Origin of the sequence: Nonomuraea sp. NPDC049624 (genome assembly GCF_040675255.1) — a bacterium.
GTDB lineage: Bacteria > Actinomycetota > Actinomycetes > Streptosporangiales > Streptosporangiaceae > Nonomuraea.
Window position 1 is genome coordinate 64,237 of sequence record NZ_JBFAOR010000010.1, and the last position, 17,463, is coordinate 81,699.

The 17,463-nt window shown below is 72.1% G+C and carries 15 protein-coding genes; 4 read left to right on the forward strand and 11 right to left on the reverse strand.

The features are described 5' to 3' along the window. Nucleotides 1-99: 99 nt before the first annotated feature. The 11 genes from AB0J76_RS36820 to AB0J76_RS36870 form a co-directional block, all read right to left on the reverse strand. Nucleotides 100-957 (reverse strand): GNAT family N-acetyltransferase, encoded by an 858-nt coding sequence (locus tag AB0J76_RS36820; RefSeq protein WP_352327133.1) that lies wholly within the window; start codon nucleotides 955-957, stop codon nucleotides 100-102. Further along, nucleotides 954-1,928, reverse strand: a complete 975-nt coding sequence (locus AB0J76_RS36825) for a hydroxyacid dehydrogenase (RefSeq protein WP_352327132.1) — start codon at nucleotides 1,926-1,928, stop codon at nucleotides 954-956. Before AB0J76_RS36825 ends, AB0J76_RS36820 begins: the two co-directional genes overlap by 4 nt. Next, entirely contained in the window at nucleotides 1,912-3,003 is a 1,092-nt protein-coding gene (locus AB0J76_RS36830; protein ID WP_364392301.1) for a dihydrodipicolinate synthase family protein, read from the reverse strand. The genes AB0J76_RS36825 and AB0J76_RS36830 overlap by 17 nt, the downstream gene beginning before the upstream one ends. Beyond that, on the reverse strand, nucleotides 3,003-4,025 hold the full coding sequence (locus AB0J76_RS36835; protein ID WP_352328756.1) for an NAD-dependent epimerase/dehydratase family protein: 1,023 nt from the start codon (nucleotides 4,023-4,025) through the stop codon (nucleotides 3,003-3,005). Before AB0J76_RS36835 ends, AB0J76_RS36830 begins: the two co-directional genes overlap by 1 nt. Beyond that, nucleotides 4,025-4,870, reverse strand: a complete 846-nt coding sequence (locus AB0J76_RS36840; RefSeq protein WP_352328755.1) for a carbohydrate ABC transporter permease — start codon at nucleotides 4,868-4,870, stop codon at nucleotides 4,025-4,027. Before AB0J76_RS36840 ends, AB0J76_RS36835 begins: the two co-directional genes overlap by 1 nt. Then, complete coding sequence (locus tag AB0J76_RS36845) at nucleotides 4,867-5,721, reverse strand: sugar ABC transporter permease (RefSeq protein WP_352328753.1); 855 nt, start codon at nucleotides 5,719-5,721, stop codon at nucleotides 4,867-4,869. The genes AB0J76_RS36840 and AB0J76_RS36845 overlap by 4 nt, the downstream gene beginning before the upstream one ends. Further along, nucleotides 5,721-6,944, reverse strand: a complete 1,224-nt coding sequence (locus AB0J76_RS36850) for a sugar ABC transporter substrate-binding protein (protein WP_352328751.1) — start codon at nucleotides 6,942-6,944, stop codon at nucleotides 5,721-5,723. Before AB0J76_RS36850 ends, AB0J76_RS36845 begins: the two co-directional genes overlap by 1 nt. Nucleotides 6,945-6,956: 12 nt before the next feature. Further along, nucleotides 6,957-8,177, reverse strand: a complete 1,221-nt coding sequence (locus AB0J76_RS36855; protein WP_352328749.1) for a Gfo/Idh/MocA family oxidoreductase — start codon at nucleotides 8,175-8,177, stop codon at nucleotides 6,957-6,959. Next, nucleotides 8,178-10,244, reverse strand: a complete 2,067-nt coding sequence (locus tag AB0J76_RS36860) for a hypothetical protein (RefSeq protein ID WP_364392307.1) — start codon at nucleotides 10,242-10,244, stop codon at nucleotides 8,178-8,180. An 11-nt stretch (nucleotides 10,245-10,255) separates the two neighbouring features. After that, nucleotides 10,256-12,205 carry a hypothetical protein gene (locus AB0J76_RS36865; protein WP_352329136.1) on the reverse strand — a complete coding sequence of 650 codons (1,950 nt, stop codon included), beginning with the start codon at nucleotides 12,203-12,205 and terminating at the stop codon, nucleotides 10,256-10,258. 176 nt (nucleotides 12,206-12,381) lie between these two features. Continuing rightward, nucleotides 12,382-13,179: an IclR family transcriptional regulator gene (locus AB0J76_RS36870; protein WP_352329134.1), complete on the reverse strand. Its 798-nt coding sequence runs from the start codon at nucleotides 13,177-13,179 to the stop codon at nucleotides 12,382-12,384. A gap of 161 nt (nucleotides 13,180-13,340) precedes the next feature. Here AB0J76_RS36870 and AB0J76_RS36875 point away from each other — a divergent pair, with 161 nt between their 5' ends. From AB0J76_RS36875 to AB0J76_RS36890, 4 genes are read left to right on the forward strand one after another with little or no spacing between them, the layout of a single operon-like run. Continuing rightward, nucleotides 13,341-14,678: an aspartate aminotransferase family protein gene (locus tag AB0J76_RS36875; RefSeq protein ID WP_352329132.1), complete on the forward strand. Its 1,338-nt coding sequence runs from the start codon at nucleotides 13,341-13,343 to the stop codon at nucleotides 14,676-14,678. Further along, nucleotides 14,665-15,846, forward strand: a complete 1,182-nt coding sequence (locus AB0J76_RS36880) for a mandelate racemase/muconate lactonizing enzyme family protein (RefSeq protein WP_352329130.1) — start codon at nucleotides 14,665-14,667, stop codon at nucleotides 15,844-15,846. Before AB0J76_RS36875 ends, AB0J76_RS36880 begins: the two co-directional genes overlap by 14 nt. Next, nucleotides 15,836-16,678 carry an amidohydrolase family protein gene (locus tag AB0J76_RS36885; protein WP_352329128.1) on the forward strand — a complete coding sequence of 281 codons (843 nt, stop codon included), beginning with the start codon at nucleotides 15,836-15,838 and terminating at the stop codon, nucleotides 16,676-16,678. Before AB0J76_RS36880 ends, AB0J76_RS36885 begins: the two co-directional genes overlap by 11 nt. Continuing rightward, nucleotides 16,675-17,436, forward strand: a complete 762-nt coding sequence (locus tag AB0J76_RS36890) for an SDR family oxidoreductase (protein ID WP_364392313.1) — start codon at nucleotides 16,675-16,677, stop codon at nucleotides 17,434-17,436. Before AB0J76_RS36885 ends, AB0J76_RS36890 begins: the two co-directional genes overlap by 4 nt. Nucleotides 17,437-17,463 lie beyond the last annotated feature (27 nt).

Here is a 17,463-nt window from a genome sequence, read left to right on the forward strand (position 1 = left end):
AAAGCGGGGAAGAGATTGGAGGAAAGGTAGCCCGATCTCCGTTCCCTCGGCAAGAGCTGTACGAAGATTCATCCGATGTCTGCTGGAGAAAAGCGGCTGTCAGAAGTAGTCCGCCGGCCAGTGGGCCGCGTTCTCCGCGCCCACCACGGGCCCCGGATCGCCCAGGATCGCGCGGGCCATCCCCGTGCGGTCCCGCTCCCGGACGACGCTCGCGAACAGGTGCGGCAGAGCCGGCTCGTCCCAGGTCAGCCTGGCCCGGCCGGCACGGACGCCTCGGGCCGACGCCTCGGCGGCCAGCGCGGAGAGCACCCCGGCCAGGTCCCCGGCCACCTCCAGCACGTCGAGGACGCCGCCGTCCCACCGCACGGCGGCGTACCCGGCGTCCCCGGCCAGCAGCTCGACCGGGTCGCCGTACCAGATCGGCAGCCGGTCCCGCCAGTGCGCCTCGTCGCGCACGGCGGTCAGCGGACGCCGCGCGTTGTGCCGCTCGTACACCTCCCGCAGCACCGCCGCCTCGCCCGCCGGGATCCGGCGCAGCCCCCGCCCGGCCGGGCCGGTACGGCGCAACGGGCCGGACACGGTCCGCAGCTCGAAGCCGGTCCACTCCTTGTAGACCCCCGGCGTGCCGGTGAACAGCAACGACCACGCGCAGCCGTCGGCCGCCATCGCCTCGGCGGCCAGCGCCAGCAGCCGCCGGACGTGCCCGCGCCCGCGGACCGACGGATGGGCGGCGACGTTGGCCACGCCACCTGCCCGCACCTCGCCGCCCAGGCCGTCGTGGAGCCGGCGCGGCAGGTAGTACACGCAGGCCGACACGTCACCCGTCACGAACGTCCTGCCGTACCGGCCGGGGTCGGTCTCGTACAGGGGCACCACGTGCGGGGCGTCGAAGCAGGCGGCCCACAGCGCGTAGAGCGCCTCCCGGTCGCCCGGACTGGCGGTGCGCAGGGACGTCATCCCATCCTCCCCAGCAGCTCCGGCGTCACCTCGTGCGCCAGCGGCACGCCGCCGGCGTACCGGGCGATCTCCTCGACCACCACCCGGCCCTGACGGGCCCGCCCCGAATCGGTGCCGGCCGCCTGGTGCGGGGTGAGCAGCACGTTCGGCAGCGCGCGGAACGGGTGCCCGACCGGCAGCGGCTCCTCGTCGAAGACGTCGATCGCCGCGTCCAGCCGTCCCGCACGCAGCTCGGCCAGCAGGGCGGCCTCATCCACCAGCCAGGACCTGGCGGTGTTGACCAGCCCGGCGCCGTCGGGCATCAGCGCCAGCTCCCGCGCCCCGAGCAGGTGGCGCGTCTCCGGCAGCGCCGGGGCGTGCACGGCCACGATCCGGCTGGTGGACAGCAGCTCGTCCAGCTCCACCGCGCCCTCGTGGTACGGGTCGGCGACGGTGACCTCGGCGCCGAGCGCGCGGACGAGGTCGAGGTAGGCCCGGCCGGTCCTGGAGGCGCCGATGACGCCGATCGGGCAGCCGAGGATCTCCCGCCTGGCCGGCGCCCGCTCGGCCGCCTCCCACGGCACGCCGCCGCGCAGGGCGTGGTCGAAGCGGTGCACCTGGTGCAGCAGCGCCAGCGTGAACGTCAGCGCCACCTCCGCCACCGACCGGGCCATGGCCGCGCCCGCCTGCGTCACCCGGACGCCCCGCGCCCACAGCTCGCCGGTGACGAACGGCTTGACCGTCGCCCCGGTGTGCGCGACCAGCCGCAGCTCCGGCGCCCGGTCGAGCAGGTCGGCGGTCAGCGGCGGCACCCCCCACGACGTCACCAGCACCTCGGTGCCGGGCAGCGCCTCGGGCAGCGCGCGGTGGTCGTCGAGCAGCCGCACGTCCCCCAGCGCCAGCAGGGCCGCGGGGTCGGGGAAGAACTGCGCGCGCAGCGACGGCGGAACGCTGACCAGGACGCGCACGGCGGAGTCAGCCGAGCCAGGCATCGCGGTGCTCCGCCACGAAGTCGTCGTCGGTCAGCCACGGGTAGGCGGCGCTGACCCGGGTCAGCTCCTCGGCCTGGCCGGGGGAGAGGCCCTCGTCCGGGTCCAGGCACCAGGTGCCGGCCAGCAGGCCCTGCCTGCGCAGCACCTCGTGCACGCCGGCGATGCAGCCGGCGAAGGCGTTGGCGCTGTCGAAGACGGCGGCGTTGGCGTCGGTGAGCGCCGTGGCCCGGCCCCACCACCGCGCCGGGTCCTCGCGCAGGCCGTCGACCATCTCCACGGCCGCCCGGGTCCACACCGCCCACTGGCCCAGCAGGCCGCCGGCGAAGCGCAGGCCGCCGGGCAGCTCGGCCAGCAGGTCGCCGATGATGTGGTCGTCGTTGCCCGTGTAGAGGGCGACCTGGTCGGCCCGGTCGGAGGCGGCCACGCCGTGCGCCACGTCCAGCGAGCGGTAGCGGTCGAACGCCGCCACCTTCACCGCGACCGTGGAGGGCTGGTCGGCCAGGGCCCGCCAGAAGCCGCGCGACAACACCGGCCCGCCGATCGCCGCCTGGAGGTAGAAGCCGACCACCGGCAGCACCTCGCCCACGGCCCGCGCCCGCGCCAGCAGGTCGTCCTCGGAGGCGCCCGGCACGACCGGCGAGAGCAGCACGGCGTCGTACCCGAGCGAGGCGGCCAGCTCGGCCTCGGCCACCGCCTGCGCGGTCGGCCCGCACGCCCCGGCGACCAGCACCGGCCGCTCCCGCGCGGACTCACGGGCCGACTCATGAGCGACGTCGGCGGCCAGCCGCAGGACCGGCTCCAGCAGCCCGGCCCCGCGGATCTCGAACTGGGTCGTGTGCACGCCCACGGCCAGGCCGCCCGCCCCCGCCGCCAGGTAGTACCGGGTGAGCGCGGCCTGGCGGCGCTCGTCCAGCGTCCGGTCCGCGGTGAGCGCCAGCGGGTGGGCGGGGATGACGGTCCCCGCCCGCAGGCGCGAGAGCGCGGGATTCGGCAGGGCGGGATTCGGCAGGGCGGGATTCGGCAGGGCGGGATTCGGCAGGGCGGGATTCGGCAGGGCGGGATTCGGCGTGGGCATCAGAATCTCCCGTCTCGTACGGCGAACTTGGTGGGCTTGCCGGACGTCGGCAGCCCGGCGGCCAGCCAGTCGGCCTGCCAGTCGACCAGCGTGCCCAGCGGCACGGGCGGGTAGCCGAACAGGCGGTGGCAGAGCGTGGCGTCGTTCAGCAGCGCCGTCGCGGCCTCCGACCCCTCGAACGACACCGGCCTGCCGAGGCGCGCGCCGAAGGCGGCGGCCACCCGGCGCACCGAGGCGGTCTCGGGGCCGGTCAGGTTCAGCGTGAACGGCGTGCCCGCCGTCGCGTGGGCCAGCGAGCGCAGCACGACCTCGTTGGCGTAGCCCTGCCAGACCACGTTGACGTGCCCGGTCGTCACGTCCACCGGAGCGCCGGCCAGCACCCGCTGCCCGATGTCGGCCAGCACGCCGTACCGCAGGTCCACGGCGTAGTTGAGGCGGACGATCGTCACGGCCGTGCCGCGGGTGGCGGCCGCGTGCTCGAAGACGCGCTCGCGGCCGAGGCAGCTCATCGCGTACTCGCCCACCGGCCCGACCGGGTCGCCCTCGACGCTCCCGCCGGACGACAGGGGCACCAGCGGGTAGACGTTGCCCGTGGACAGCGCCGCGACGCGGGCGCCGCCGTACCGTTCGGCGACGCGGGCGGGCAGGGCCGCGTTGACGACCCAGGCCAGGTACGGCGCGGCGGACGTGCCGAACTTCGCCCCGACCATGAAGACCACGTCCGCGGCGTCGGGCAGCGTGCCCAGGTCGCCGTCGAGCAGGTCGAAGGGGACGACGTCCACGCCGTGCGCGGCCAGCGCGCCGGCCGCCGCGCGGTCGGACCACCGGGAGACGGCGAAGACGCGGTCGGCGCCGCGCCCGGCCGCGTCCAGGCCGCGCCGGGCCAGGCGGCACAACGTGGGCCCCATCTTGCCCCCGGCGCCCAGCACGACCAGGTCGCCGGAGCCGGCGGCGAGGTCGGCGACGAGCGACTCGGACGGGCGGGTGAGGTGTTCTTCCAGATCGTCGACGGAGGTGAACATCAGCCCTTGATCCCCGACATCGTGACTCCTTCGGTGAAATAACGCTGGCCGACCAGGTAGGCGGCGAAGATCGGTACGAACGCGACCGTGGCCCCGGCCAGCACGACGCTGAGCGGCACGTTCTCCGTCTGCAGGGAGGCGATGCCCACGGTCAGGGTGCGCATGTCGGCGCCGCCGCCGATGATGAGCGGCCAGAGCAGGTCGTTCCAGTGCCACAGGAAGACGAAGACGCCCAGCGTGGCCAGGATCGGCTTGCACAGCGGCAGGACGATCCTGATGAAGATCCGCCATTCGGAGGCGCCGTCGAGCCGGGCCGCCTCGAACAGCTCGTCCGGCAGGCCCATGATGAACTGCCGCATGAGGAAGACCGCCTGCGCGTTGGCCAGCGTCGGCAGGATCAGCCCCCAGTACGTGTCCACCCCGCCCAGCTCGGCGATGAGCATGAAGGTCGGGATGAGCGTCACGTGGTAGGGCACCATGACCATGGCCAGGAACGACCAGAACATGGGCTCGCGGCCGGGAAAGCGTTTCTTGGCGAAGGCGTATCCGGCCAGCGAGGCCAGCAGCAGCACGGCCACCACGCTGACCACGGAGTAGATCAGCGTGTTGACCGTCCAGGTGATCAGGTCGCGGCCGCCCAGCACCTCGCCGTAGGCGCTGAAGTCGACCGGCCAGGGCAGCATGCTCTCCGGGAACGTCACGGCCGTGCCCGGCTTCAGCGACAGCACGACCATCGCGTAGAACGGGAACAGCGTGACCGGCGTGGCGACGGCCAGCAGGACGAACCTGGCCACCTTGCCGCCCCTGGTCGGCTCCAGCGCCTTGTACGGGCGGTATGTCGTCACTTCGACCTCCCGATCATCAGGCGCTGGATCAGCGCGACCACGAGGGTCATGACGAACAGCGCGACGCCGATGGCGCTGGCGTAGCCGAAGTCGAAGTTCTTGAACGCCTGCTCGTACAGGGCCATGACCAGCGTGAAGCTGCCGTGCGCCGGGCCGCCGCCGGTCATCACGTAGACCAGGTCGAACACCTGGAAGGAGTTCGTCGTCTCGATGACGGCGACGAAGAACAGCGCGGGGCGCAGCTGCGGGGCCACGATGTAGCGGAAGCGCTGCCAGGTGGAGGCGCCGTCGGTGAGCGCGGCCTCCTCCAGCTCCCGCGGCAGGTCCTGCAGCCGGGCCAGGACGATGAGCATGCCGTACCCGAACCTGGACCAGACCGAGACGATCACCAGGGCCGGGATGACCAGCGTGGTGGAGGCCAGCCACGACTGCCCGGTGAGCTTGGTGATCGGCCCCTCGGAGGAGAACAGCCAGGTGAAGACCGTCCCGGCCAGGACCAGGCTGGTGACGACGGGCAGGAAGAAGACCGAGCGGAAGAAGGCCGCCCCGCGGAAGGCGCGGCGCACCAGCAGCGCCATGCCCACCGAGGCGGCCATCGACGCCGGCACGTACAGGATCGTGTAGATCAGCGTGATGCGCAGCGACTCCCAGAAGACGGGGTCGGCGGCCATCCGCCGGTAGTTGTCCACGCCGGTCCACTCCGGGCTGGCGCCGATGGAGGAGTCGAAGAACCCCAGCAGCACCCCGGCGACGGACGGGCCGAACCGGAACAGCAGGAACAGCAGGAGGCACGGCAGGACGAACAGCAGTCCGGTCCGCGCCTCCCACCGCCTGACGTCGATCGCCGCCATCAGCCACCCAGCAGCGCGTCCGCGGCCTTGGCCGCGTCGGCGAGCGCCTGCTCGGGCGTCTTCTTGCCGATCAGCGCGGCCTGGATCTCGGGAGCCAGGACGCCCATCACGTCACGCGCCTTCTCGTGCAGCGGCCCGGCCGTGGTCAGGTCCAGCGCCTTCTCCACCTCGGACTGCACCGGGTCGGCCGCGTACAGCGAGCCGGTGGACTTGCGCGGGGAGAAGTAGCCCGAGGCCAGGTCGTAGGCCTTGCTCGGGGCGGCGCCGGTGGCGAAGCCGATCCACTTGCCCGCCGCCTCCTTGTGGTCGGACGCCTTGAGCAGGGACAGCGAGCCGACCGTGCCGTAGGCGACCTGCTTGGCGTCGGTCAGCGGCGGCAGGACCTTGATGTTCTCCTTGCCCCAGAACGACTCGACGTCGGCGGGCAGCTGCTGCCAGGTGCAGGCCACCTTGTTCTGCGCGGTCCTGGTCTGCTCGAACTTGGGCAGCCCGGTCAGCAGGTCCTTCTCCACGTAGCCGCCGTCGGCCAGCTTCTTCAGGAAGGTCAGCGCCTTGACGCCCTCGGCGCCGCCGAAGGCCGCCGCCTTGCCGTCGGGGCTGAACACGTCGCCGCCGGCCTGCCACAGCAGCGGGTAGAACGACTGGTTGAGGGTGGCGGCGGGGTCGGCCCAGTAGTTGGTGACGTCGATGTCCTTGGCCTTGAACTTCGGGGCCAGGGCGAGCACGTCGTCCCAGGTCTTGGGGAACTCGGTGACGCCGGCGGCGTCGAACGCCTTCTGGTTGCAGACCAGCGGGTTGGCCGACATGAGGATCGGCGCGCCCATGACCTTGCCGTCGATGGTGACCGACTTCAGGGCGTTGTCCCGGTAGTCGGCCTTGTCGGCGAGGTAGGCGTCCACCGGCTCCAGCGTCCTGGCGTACTTGGGGAGCTGGTCGGGGATGAGGTAGACCACGTCCGGCGCCTTGTTGCCGGCGATCGCCGTGGACAGCGCCTCGTCGCGCTTGGCCCACGGGTAGATCTCGACCTTGACGTCGATGTTCGGGTTGGCCGCCTCGAACGCCTTGGTCTGCTCGTCCCAGAACGCCTGGTGCTTGGGCTGGTCGGCGATGTTCGGGTAGATCCACATGGTCACGGTCTGCTTCTCGTCGCCTCCGGAGCCGCCGCCGCAGGCGGTCAGCGTGCCGAGGGCGGCCGCAGCGGCGGCCAGCGCGCGCAGTCGCATGATGGTTCCTTCCTAGAATGCGGGCACGGTGACGACCGTGCCGCTGTGCCGGGCCTTCTCGGCGGCGAAGACCGCGAGGTGGCTGTGGAGCGACTCGGTGGGGCCCGAGCGCACGTGTGCGGGGTCGCCGGTGGCCAGCGCGGTGACGAAGGCGTCCATCACGCCGTCGTCGCCGCCGCCGTGGCCGTCGCCGGCGTTCGAGCCGGTCTCGGCGACGCTGCGCCGGCTGCTGCGGCCGTCGCGGAAGTCGAGCACCTCGACCGACTCGCCGTCGCCGATCAGCCGCCCGTGGGTGCCGAAGATCCTGGTCTGGCGGTGGGTCTGCTCGGTGAAGGCGGTCATGGTGAAGGTCGCGGTCGCGCCGCCGGTCAGCTGCATGGCGAGCACCTGGTGGTCGACCACGTCGTTGTCGCAGGCGTAGACGCACCTGCCGTACGGGCCGGTGCGCAGGGCGTCCATGACCTGCTCCTCGTTCTCGCCGAGGACGCTGGTCGGCCAGTCGTAGCCGCGGTTCAGGTACAGGCGGGGAGCCGAGTACGGGCATCGGGGCTCCAGGACGCAGTCGAGGCAGCGGTCGGCGGCCTGCTCCGGGCGCCGCTCGGGCCTGAAGTGGCCGAGCGAGCCGAAGCTGGCGACCTGCTCGATCCTGAGCCCGGTGACGTAGGTCAGCCAGTCGAGGTCGTGGGAGGACTTGGCCAGCAGCATCGGGCTGGCCAGGCGCTCGCTGCGCCAGGGGCCGCGCACGTAGGAGTGCGCCTGGTGCCACCAGCCGACCGGTTCCAGGTGCTCGACGCTCATGACCTCGCCGAGCACGCCGCTGTCCACGGTCTGCTTCACCAGCGCGGTGTAGGGCGTGTAGCGCAGCACGTGGCAGACGGCGAGCAGCACGCCGGTCTCGCCGACGGCCGAGACGATCTCGCGGCACTCCTCCTCGGTCGGCGCCATGGGCTTCTCGACGAGCAGCGCGTAGCCCGCCCGCGCCAGGGCGATGGCGGGCTCGACGTGCAGGCGGTCCTGGGTGGCCAGGACGACGGCGTCGGCCACCTGCTCGCGCAGCAGGTCGCGCCAGTCGCCGAACTCGCGCACGCCGGGGCCGGCCAGCCTGGTCCGGCGGGCGGGGTCGGGGTCGGCCACGGCGACCAGCTCCGCGCGATCGGGGTGCGCGGCGATCCAGGAGGCGTAGGTCTGCCCCCGGTTGCCCGCTCCCGCGACCGCCAGCGTTATTTTTCGCACCTAAATCACCAGATTTCCTGATGTGAGGACCTTCGGGCCGTCGGCCGGCAGCTCCCTGGCGACGCCCTCCTCGACGTTGCCCGTGTGCTGGACCACCTCGAACGCCTTGATCGACAGACGGCCACCGCCGAACTGGCAGCCGGTCGCCATGTAGCGGTTCCGGCCGGCGTCGAGCTGGACGTGGGCTCCGGCGTTCTGGCTGCGCACCCCGGCCAGCTGCCAGGAGACGAGCCCGGCGGCCTCCACCCGCGACAGCCCGGCCTCGGCCAGCTCGGTGCCGCCGTCGAGGCGGATGCGCTGGTCGGCCTTGCCGGCGGCGGCCAGGCCCACGTTCTTCACCGTGCAGCCGGTCAGCGACACGGAACCGGCCAGCACCAGCGGGGCCGCGCCCTCGGCGCCGTTCAGCGTCGAGCCGGACAGGCGCAGGTCGGCGCCGTTGAAGGCGTTGCCGTTCAGGCCGTGGAACGTGGTGCGGCTGACGTGCAGCGGCGCGGTCACGTTCGCCTGGACGATCTCGCTCTTGGCCGGGACGGTGAAGACGCAGCCCTCGATCAGGTTGGGCCGCCGCGACAGCTTCGACTGCTGGGAGACGATCAGCGTGTGGCTGGCCGAGCAGCCGCGCATCTGCACGCCGTCGGCGTTGACCCAGATCATGCCCGAGCCCTCCAGCGACGGCTTGCCGATGACCTGGAGGTCCTCCAGCGTCAGGTCGGTGACCTTCACCCGGGCCACGAACCACGAGCAGACGTGCTTGCGCACCGTGATGCGCTTGGCCGCCGAGCCCCAGGCCGCGCCGGAGTTGGCGAAGGTCATCAGGCCGGAGTTGCCGGTGTAGGTCAGGTCGTGCTCGTACTGGCCGTGGGTGACGAACGGGCCCTGGTCGTCGCCGTCGCCGTGGCAGTTCTCCACGTAGCAGTAGGCGCTGGCGGTGAAGTCGTTCAGGTGCCGGGCGTTGGCCGTGTGGCAGTCGCGGACGTGGCCGTACAGGCAGTAGATCTGCTGGGTCAGGTAGCCCGCCCCACCCCAGGTCACGCTGGCGGGGTTCTTCAGCGTGCAGCGCTCGGTGCGGAAGTGGGTGGCCCAGCGCCGCATGATCAGCGGCCAGAACGTGCCCGTGCCGTGGACGCCCTCGACGTCGCAGTGGACGGCGTACTCGTAGGCCAGCGGGTGCGAGCCGGTGTACTGGTCGCCGTCCGCGACGCCCTCGAAGCGCAGGTTGCGCACGTGCACGCGCTCGACCGGCTCGACCAGGGTCCAGGTGATCGTGCGGCCGGCGGCCAGCTCCCAGCCGTTCTTGTAGTTGACCCGGATGTGCGTGCCGTCGACGATCTGGGTGACCTCGACCAGCTTCTGCAGCTCGCGCTCCCAGCGGCCGGACAGCGCGTTGACCTCGGCGCTCCACCACTGCCCGACCTTGAAGGCGGCGGAGTCGGCCACCTCGAAGACGTCCGACAGGTCGGGCACCGGGGCGCTCAGCTTGTGGCTGACCGTGGTGTTGGTGACCTTGCCGCGGAAGAACATCACCGCCGCGAACGGGTCGTCCTGGCCCGCCTTCTCGATGCCGACGGTGCGCATCGTGTGGCCGCCGAAGTCGAGCACCAGGCCGGAGCGCTGGAACTTGTGACGCTTGACGAAGTTGAGGTCGCTGTGGGCCTCGATCCTGGAGACGGCGGGGTCGTTGACCATGGCCTCCAGCGCGGCGTCGGCGGGGGTCCTGTCGTCGAAGACGCCGAAGGCGCGGAAGTCGAGGCAGCCGTCGTGCAGCTGGATCCAGCGGCCCTGGGGCGCGGAGCCGAGCACGGTGCCGCCGTTGGCGGGCGTGGTGGCGGCGGCGTCCCAGCGGACGAGCTTGCCGCCGCCGTCGCCCGGCTTGAGATAGCCCGCGACCTGCGCCAGCGTGCCGTCCGCCAGTTTGGCGGCCTCGAAGGCGAGCAGCTCGGCCACGGTGGCGACCGCGTGCACCTCGTCCTTGGGCTTCTTGTCCGGCTCGGCGAGCGCGGGCCTGGCCATCAGGACGGTGCCGACAGCCGCTAAACCGGTGACGCGCAGGATGTCACGACGTTCCATGGGGTGGTTCCTTACAGTGCGAGGGTGTCGGCGATGAGGACGCGGGGGCCGGCGGGCGGGAAGGCGCGCTCGACGCCCTCCTCGGTGCAGCCGGTGTGCACCAGGACGGTGGCGGCGGTCAGGTCGAGGCGGCCGCCGGTGAACCGGGAGCCGGTGGCGCGCCAGCGGTTGTCACCGGTGGTCGGCTCGACGCGGGTGCCGGTGGCCGTGCAGGCGGCCAGTTCCCAGGTCAGGACGCCCGGACCGGCGGCCCGGCCGAGCGTGGCGTTCTCCAGCGTGACGCCCTCCAGGCGCAGCCGCTGGTCGCGGACGGCGCTCAGCTCGACGCGCACGCCGTCGAGCCGGCCGCCGCTGATCACGACGTCGGCCGAGCCCACCGAGACCGTGCCCGATCCGCTCAGGACGCAGCCGGTGAAGCGTAGCGGGCCGGAGCCGCGCAGGGTGGCGCCGTCGAGACCGGTGACGGCGCACTCCTTGAAGTGCAGCGCGTTGCTCACCGGCGTCTGCACCAGCACCTGGTCCTTCGGCAGGTCGAAGGAGCAGCCCTCGATGACGTTGGGCCGGCCGGAGCGGTTGGACCGCTGGCCGATCGCGACGGTTTTGGCCGAGCAGCCGCGCATGTGCAGGCCGTCGGCGTTCACCTGGAGCGTTCCCGCCGGGTCGAACGTCGAGCGCGGGATCACCCGGACGTCCTCCAGCGTCAGGTCGGTGATCTTGGTTCCGGCGACGAACCACGAGCACAGGTGCTTGCGCACGGTGATGCGCTTGGCGCTGGTGCCCCAGAGGGCGCCGCTGTTGGCGATGTCCATCAGGCCGGAGTTGCCGGTGAAGACCAGGTCATGCTCGTACTGGCCGTGGGTGGTGAAGGGGTTGCCGCCCTCGTCGTCGCCGTCGCCGTGGCAGTTCTCGACCGTGCAGTAGGCGCTGGCGGTGAAGTCGTTGAGATGGCGGACGTTGGAGGTGGTGCAGTCGGCGACGTGGCCGTACAGGCAGTAGATCTGCTGGGTCAGGTAGCCGGCTCCGCCGTACATGACGGTCGGGGGGTTCTTCAGGCTGCAGCGCTCGGTGCGGAAGTGGGTGCACCAGCGTCGCATGATCACCGGCCAGAAGCTGCCGGTGGCGTGCACGTCCTCGACGTCGCAGTGGACGGCGTACTCGTAGGCGACCGGGTGCGAGCCGGTGTACTCGTCGCCGCCCGGGGCCGCCTCGAAGCGCAGGTCGCGCACGTGCACGCGCTCGACCGGGTTGATCAGCGTCCAGGTCAGCGTGCGGCCGGCGGCCAGCTCCCAGCCGTTCTTGTAGTTGACCCGGACGTGCCGGCCGTCGACGATCTGGGTGATCTGGACCAGGCGCTGGAGCTCGCGCTCGTACGTGCCGGCCAGGGCGTTGACCTCCACGGCCCACCACTGGCCGACCCGGAACTGCCGGGAGTCGACCTCGAAGACGTCGGCCAGGTCGGGGAGCGTGGCCGTGAGCGTGCCGGTGACCGTCGTCCCGGTCCGCTCGCCCTGGAAGAACAGGACCGCGCCGAAGGGGTTGTCGTGGGAGTTCTTCTCGATGCCGGCAGTGGTCATGGTGTGGCCGCCGAAGTCGAGCACCAGGCCGGAGCGCCGGAAGGTGTGGCGCCTGACGAAGTTGAGATCGGTGCGGGCCTCGATCCTGGAGACGGCCGGGTCGTTGACCATGGCCTCCAATGCGTCGTCGGCGGGGGTCCTGTCGTCGAGGACGCCGAAGGCGCGGAAGTCGAGGCAGCCGTCGTGCAGCTGGATCCAGCGGCCCTGGGGCGCGGAGCCGAGCACGGTGCCGCCGTTGGCGGGGGTGGTGGCGGCGGCGTCCCAGCGGACGAGCTTGCCGCCGCCGTCACCGGCGCGGTGGTAGCCCGCGACACGCAGCAGCGTGCCGTCGGCGAGTCGGGAGGCGTCGAGCGCGAGCAGGCGCGCGACGTCGGCTACATGGTTCATGGGGGGAGGCCTTCGGGGAACGGGGTGATGGGAAGGCCGGGCGACGTGCGAAGGCGGGCAGGCGGCGGTGCTGCGGCCCAGACGTCCGGCGCCGGGGGCCGCGGCGCTCGGAGTCGGATCTTCGCCCGAAACGATTGGCGAGGACGCTAGACAGTGGGAACGGATCTGTCAAGCCGTCACGGGGCATGCCCGAGATGCTGGGAGATCATCGCCGCCGTCTCTCTCACCTCCCGGCCGAGCTCCTGGTAGCGCCAGGCGGGCAGGTCGCGCTTGAGCGAGGTGATGCTGATCGCGCCGACGCAGGCGCCGGTGTGGTCGCGCAGCGCGCTGCCGATGCAGAAGATGCCGTCGGCGTCCTCCTCGTCGTCGACCGCGTAGCCGAGCTCCCTGACCGTCTTCAGGTGGGCCAGCAGCACCGGCAGCTCGGTGATCGTGTTGCCGGTGCGGCGCGGCAGGCCGACGTGGCCGACGACCCTGGCGACCTCCTCGTCGCCCATCTCGGCCAGCAGCGCCTTGCCCAGCCCGGTGCAGTGGGGCAGCTCCCTGGTGCCCATCCGCAGGTCGACCTGGATGCGCTCGCCGTTGCTCACCTGGTCGACGACGACCGCCTGGCCGGCCTCGGGCACCGCGAGCCTGGAGTTCATGCCGGTGCGTTCGGTGAGCGCGACCAGCGCGGGGCGGGCCACGTCGCGCAGCGAGAGCTGCTCCTGGGCCCTGGCGCCCAGCCTGGACAGGGCCATGCCCAGCCGGTAGCGGCGGTTCATGCCCTCGCCGTCGTCGGCGACCAGGCTGTAGCCGCGCAGCGTGTAGAGGGTGGCGAAGGCGGCGCTCTTGCTCAGCCCGCAGGCCGCGGCGACCTCGGTCACGCTCATGCCGCCACCCGGCCCCACGCGGGACAGGACCTCCAGCACCTCGGCGGCGCGGGCGACGCTGCGGACCCAATATCGCGATTCCTCAGCAGCAGTGTTCGTCACAGCCGAACAGCTTAGCGGAATTCATCGTTGACCCCCACCCATTCTCGTGTTTCAATCTCCCTCACCTGTTCGGTATTGCCAAACACTGTTCGGAATTTGTGGCGGACGATCAGCGCTTCCCAGGCCGGGCCGGGCCGGGAGGCGCGTCGGAGGAGAGAGATTTGAAGCACCTAGCCGAGCGCGCACGCCAGGTCATCCCGGGCGGCGTGAACAGCGGGCAGCGCAGCATCCCCGGGCTCACCGACCTGGTGATCACCCATGCCGCCGGCGCCCGCTTCCGCGACTCGCAAGGACGGGAGTTCGTCGACTACCACGCGGCCTTCGGCCCGCCGCTGCTCGGCCACAACGACCCCGACGTCGCCGCGGCCGTCGCCGAGGCCGGCCGTACGGTGGACCTGTGCGGCGTGGGCGTCACCGCCGGCGAGGTGGAGCTCGCCGAGACGCTCGCAGAGCTCGTGCCGAGCGTGGAGAAGGTGCTCCTGACCAGCACCGGCAGCGAGGCCACCTTCCACGCCCTGCGCGTGGCCAGGGCCGCGACCGGCCGCCGGCTCGTGGTGAAGTTCCAGGGTTGCTACCACGGCTGGCACGACGCGGTCAGCCTCAACGTGATCTCCACGCCGGAGAAGGTCGGCAGCCACGACCCCATCTCGACCGGCATCCTGCCCGAGGTGCTGCAGGCCACGCTGATCCTGCCGTTCAACGACCCCGAGGCGGTACGCCGGGCGTTCGCCGAGCACGGCGACGACATCGCCGCCGTCATCCTGGAGCCGGTGCCGCACAACGTCGGCTGCCTGCTGCCCGAGCAGGAGTTCCTCCAGACGCTGCGCGCCGAGTGCACCAGGGCGGGCAGCGTGCTGATCTTCGACGAGGTCATCACCGGCTTCCGTCACCACCTGGGCGGCTGGCAGGCGATCTGCGGGATCACCCCCGACCTGACCACCATGGGCAAGGCGATCGCGAACGGCTACCCGGTGGGCGCGCTCGGAGGCCGCGCCGATCTCATGGAGCTGTTCAGCTCGCGGCCCGGCGGCCCGGCCTTCTTCGCCGGCACCTACAACGGCCACCCCGCCGTCGTGGCGGCCGCCCTGGCCACGCTGCGCAAGCTGCGCGAGGAGCCGGTGCACGAGCACGTCTTCCGCCTCGGCGAGCGGATCAGGACCGGGCTGGCCGAGGTGTTCGCCTCGCTGGACATCCCGGCGCTGGTCAGCGGGTACGGCTCGGTCTTCGTCGGATATTTCATGACCGGACCCGCCCGCAGCTACGACGACCTGCTGCGCAATGATGCCAACATGTTCATCGGGTACCGCCGCCGGCTGCTGGAGCACGGCGTCTTCGAGCTGCCGCTGAACCTCAAGCGCAGCCACGTCTCCTACGCCCACACCGACGCCGACGCCGACCACCTGCTGGAGGCGGCCGCCATCGCGGCCCGGCACGCCCGCGGCGACGTGCTCGACCTGACCGACGCCAGCACCATGGGCGGTGCCGATGCTCACCGTTGACACCAGCCGCCCGGCCGGGCCCGCCGGCCGGATCAGCCGCGTCGAGACCCTCTCGCTGGGCACCGCCTGGCGCGACTTCTCCTACGTGCGCATCCACACCGACGAAGGGCTGAGCGGCATCGGCGAGATCACCCACCCCTACCGGGGCCGGGAGACCTGCTCGCTGACCGAGGCCATGGCGCAGCGCCACCTGATCGGCGCCGATCCCTTCGACGTCGAGGAGATCTGGCTGCGGATGTACCAGGGCGACTTCCTGCGCGGCGGCGACGTCGGCGGCATCGTCGTCTCCGGCGTCGACCAGGCGCTCTACGACATCATGGGCAAGGCGCTGGGCGTGCCCGCCTACCGGCTGACCGGCGGCGCCTGCCGCGACCGGGTGCGGGTCTACGCCAACGGCTGGTACACCGGCGAGCGCGATCCGCAGGTGTTCGCGGCCAAGGCCAAGGAAGTCGCCGCCCGCGGCTACACCGGGCTGAAGTTCGACCCGTTCGGCGCAGGGCTGGGCGAGTTGTCCCGGGCCGAGCTGCGGCTCTCGGTGGACATCGTCGCGGCGGTCCGCGAGGCCGTGCCCGACCTCGACCTGTTCGTCGAGGGGCACGCCCGGTTCGCGATGCCGACCGCCGTCCGGCTCGTGCGCGAGCTGGAGCCGTTCGACCTCGGCTGGTTCGAGGAGCCGCTGCCGTGGACGCACATCGAGCGCTACGCCGAGCTGCGCGCCCGCGCCGCCATGCCCATCTCCGGCGGCGAGCACTTCCACAACCGCTACGAGTACGCCCGGCTGTTCGCCACCGGCGCGGTCGACATCATCCAGCCCGACCTGTCGATGGCCGGCGGGTTCACCGAGATCAGGAAGCTGGCCGCGCAGGCCGACGTGCACGCCATGCTCGTCGCCCCGCACAACTCCAACTCCCCGCTGTGCACCACGGCCTCCGTGCACGCCGTGCTCGGCATGCCGAACCTGCTCGTCCTGGAGACGTTCGACGGCATGCTGGAGCCGTACGTCTTCGACGCGCTGAAGGGCGTCCTGCCCGTGGTCGACGGCCACGTCGGCCTGCCGGAGCGGCCCGGCCTCGGCGTCGAGCTGGCCGACGAGGTCTTCGCCGAGCACCCGCCGTCCCACCGGTTCTGGAACATGTTCAAGGAGGGCTGGGAGAAGCGTGATCGTTGACGTCCACTCCCATCTGTTCAGCTGCCCGGACGACGTCGGCGACCCGTTCGCGGCCGAGTCCGCCCGCGCGCACGGCGGTCACGTCGACCTGACCGTGCGCTGGGCGGACTACGCCGCCACCTCGCCGGCCGGCACCCGTACCGTCGTGGTGGGCGGCAAGGCCAGGCGGTCGGGCCTGTGGGTGGACGACGCCGCCGTGGCCGCCTACGCCGCCGAGCACCCCGACCGGCTCATCGGCTACCTGTCGCTCGACCCCACCCAGCCCGGCTGGCGCGACGAGCTGGAACACGGCCACCGCGACCTGGGGCTGCGCGGCATCAAGCTCATGCCGATGTACGCCGGTTTCGACCCGGCCGCACCCGAGCTGGACGACCTGTACGCCTACGCCGCCCGCCACGGCCTGCCGCTGCTCGTGCACACCGGGACCACGTTCGTCTCGGCCGCGCCCCTGCGCTACGCGCTGCCGGTGCACCTGGACGAGGTCGCCATCAGGCATCCGGAGCTGCGCATGGTCCTGGCCCACCTCGGCCACCCGTACGAGGGCGAGTGCATCGCGGTGATCCGCAAGCACCGCCACGTCTACGCCGACGTCTCCGCCCTGCACTACCGCCCCTTCCAGCTCTGGCACAGCCTGCGCCTGGCCCAGGACTACGGGGTGTGGGGCAAGCTGCTGTTCGGCAGCGACTACCCCTTCACCACGGTGGACGCCTCGGTGGAGGGGCTGCGGGCGGTCGGCGCCGTCCCCGGCATCCCCGGTCTGCCGCCTCTCGACCGGGAGGAGATCGAGAAGCTGATCCACCGCCCGTCGCTCGACCTGCTGGGGCTGTCATGACCGAACTGGCCGTGGTCACCGGGGCCGCCAGGGGCCTCGGCCAGGCCATCGCCGCGCGCCTGACGGCCGACGGCTACCGGGTGATCACCGTCGACCGGCCGGGCGCGGGCTGCGCCTACGGCTTCGACCTGGCCGACACCGAGGGCCTGGCCGGGCTGGCCGACGCGGTCCGCCGCGACCACGGGCCGATCCACGTGTTGGTCAACAACGCCGGGGTGGCCCGGCTCGAACACTTCAACGAGATCACCGTGGCCGGCTGGCAGGCCGTCATGCGGGTCAACTGCGACGCGCCGTTCTTCCTGGCGCAGCGGGTGGCCGAGCACATGATCGCGGACGGCGTGCGGGGGCGGATCGTCAACGTCTCCTCCAAGAACGGCCTCATGGCCGAGGCCGGGCTGGCCCACTACAACGCCTCCAAGGGCGCCCTGGAGCTGATCACCCGCTCGCTCGCCGCCGAGCTGGGCGCCCATGGCATCACCGTCAACGCCGTGGCGCCCGGCATGATCGCCACCCCGATCGACGGCGACTTCCCCTTCGACCGCGCGGCCTTCGAGGCGGCGTGGGAGGAGCGCATCCCGTTGCGCGGCGGGTACGGCAGGCCGGACGACGTGGCCGGCGCGGTGGCGTACCTGGCCTCGGAGTCGGCCCGCTACGTCACCGGCTCCACCCTGGTCGTGGACGGCGGCGTGCTGGCCGACCAGATGCCGAGGACGCGGTTCATGACGCCGTACCGGAACTCGTTGCGGCCCGGTTCCTGACCTGCGGCGTCGCCGGGCTTGGAGCAG

What these genes read in the sequence shown, in the direction of transcription:
- AB0J76_RS36820 (WP_352327133.1), bottom strand. Translation starts at nt 957, where the DNA reads ATGACGTCCCTGCGCACCGCCAGTCCGGGCGACCGGGAGGCGCTCTAC.
- AB0J76_RS36825 (WP_352327132.1), bottom strand. Translation starts at nt 1,928, where the DNA reads ATGCCTGGCTCGGCTGACTCCGCCGTGCGCGTCCTGGTCAGCGTTCCG.
- AB0J76_RS36830 (WP_364392301.1), bottom strand. Translation starts at nt 3,003, where the DNA reads ATGCCCACGCCGAATCCCGCCCTGCCGAATCCCGCCCTGCCGAATCCC.
- AB0J76_RS36835 (WP_352328756.1), bottom strand. Translation starts at nt 4,025, where the DNA reads ATGTTCACCTCCGTCGACGATCTGGAAGAACACCTCACCCGCCCGTCC.
- AB0J76_RS36845 (WP_352328753.1), bottom strand. Translation starts at nt 5,721, where the DNA reads ATGGCGGCGATCGACGTCAGGCGGTGGGAGGCGCGGACCGGACTGCTG.
- AB0J76_RS36850 (WP_352328751.1), bottom strand. Translation starts at nt 6,944, where the DNA reads ATGCGACTGCGCGCGCTGGCCGCCGCTGCGGCCGCCCTCGGCACGCTG.
- AB0J76_RS36860 (WP_364392307.1), bottom strand. Translation starts at nt 10,244, where the DNA reads ATGGAACGTCGTGACATCCTGCGCGTCACCGGTTTAGCGGCTGTCGGC.
- AB0J76_RS36865 (WP_352329136.1), bottom strand. Translation starts at nt 12,205, where the DNA reads ATGAACCATGTAGCCGACGTCGCGCGCCTGCTCGCGCTCGACGCCTCC.
- AB0J76_RS36880 (WP_352329130.1), top strand. Translation starts at nt 14,665, where the DNA reads ATGCTCACCGTTGACACCAGCCGCCCGGCCGGGCCCGCCGGCCGGATC.
- AB0J76_RS36890 (WP_364392313.1), top strand. Translation starts at nt 16,675, where the DNA reads ATGACCGAACTGGCCGTGGTCACCGGGGCCGCCAGGGGCCTCGGCCAG.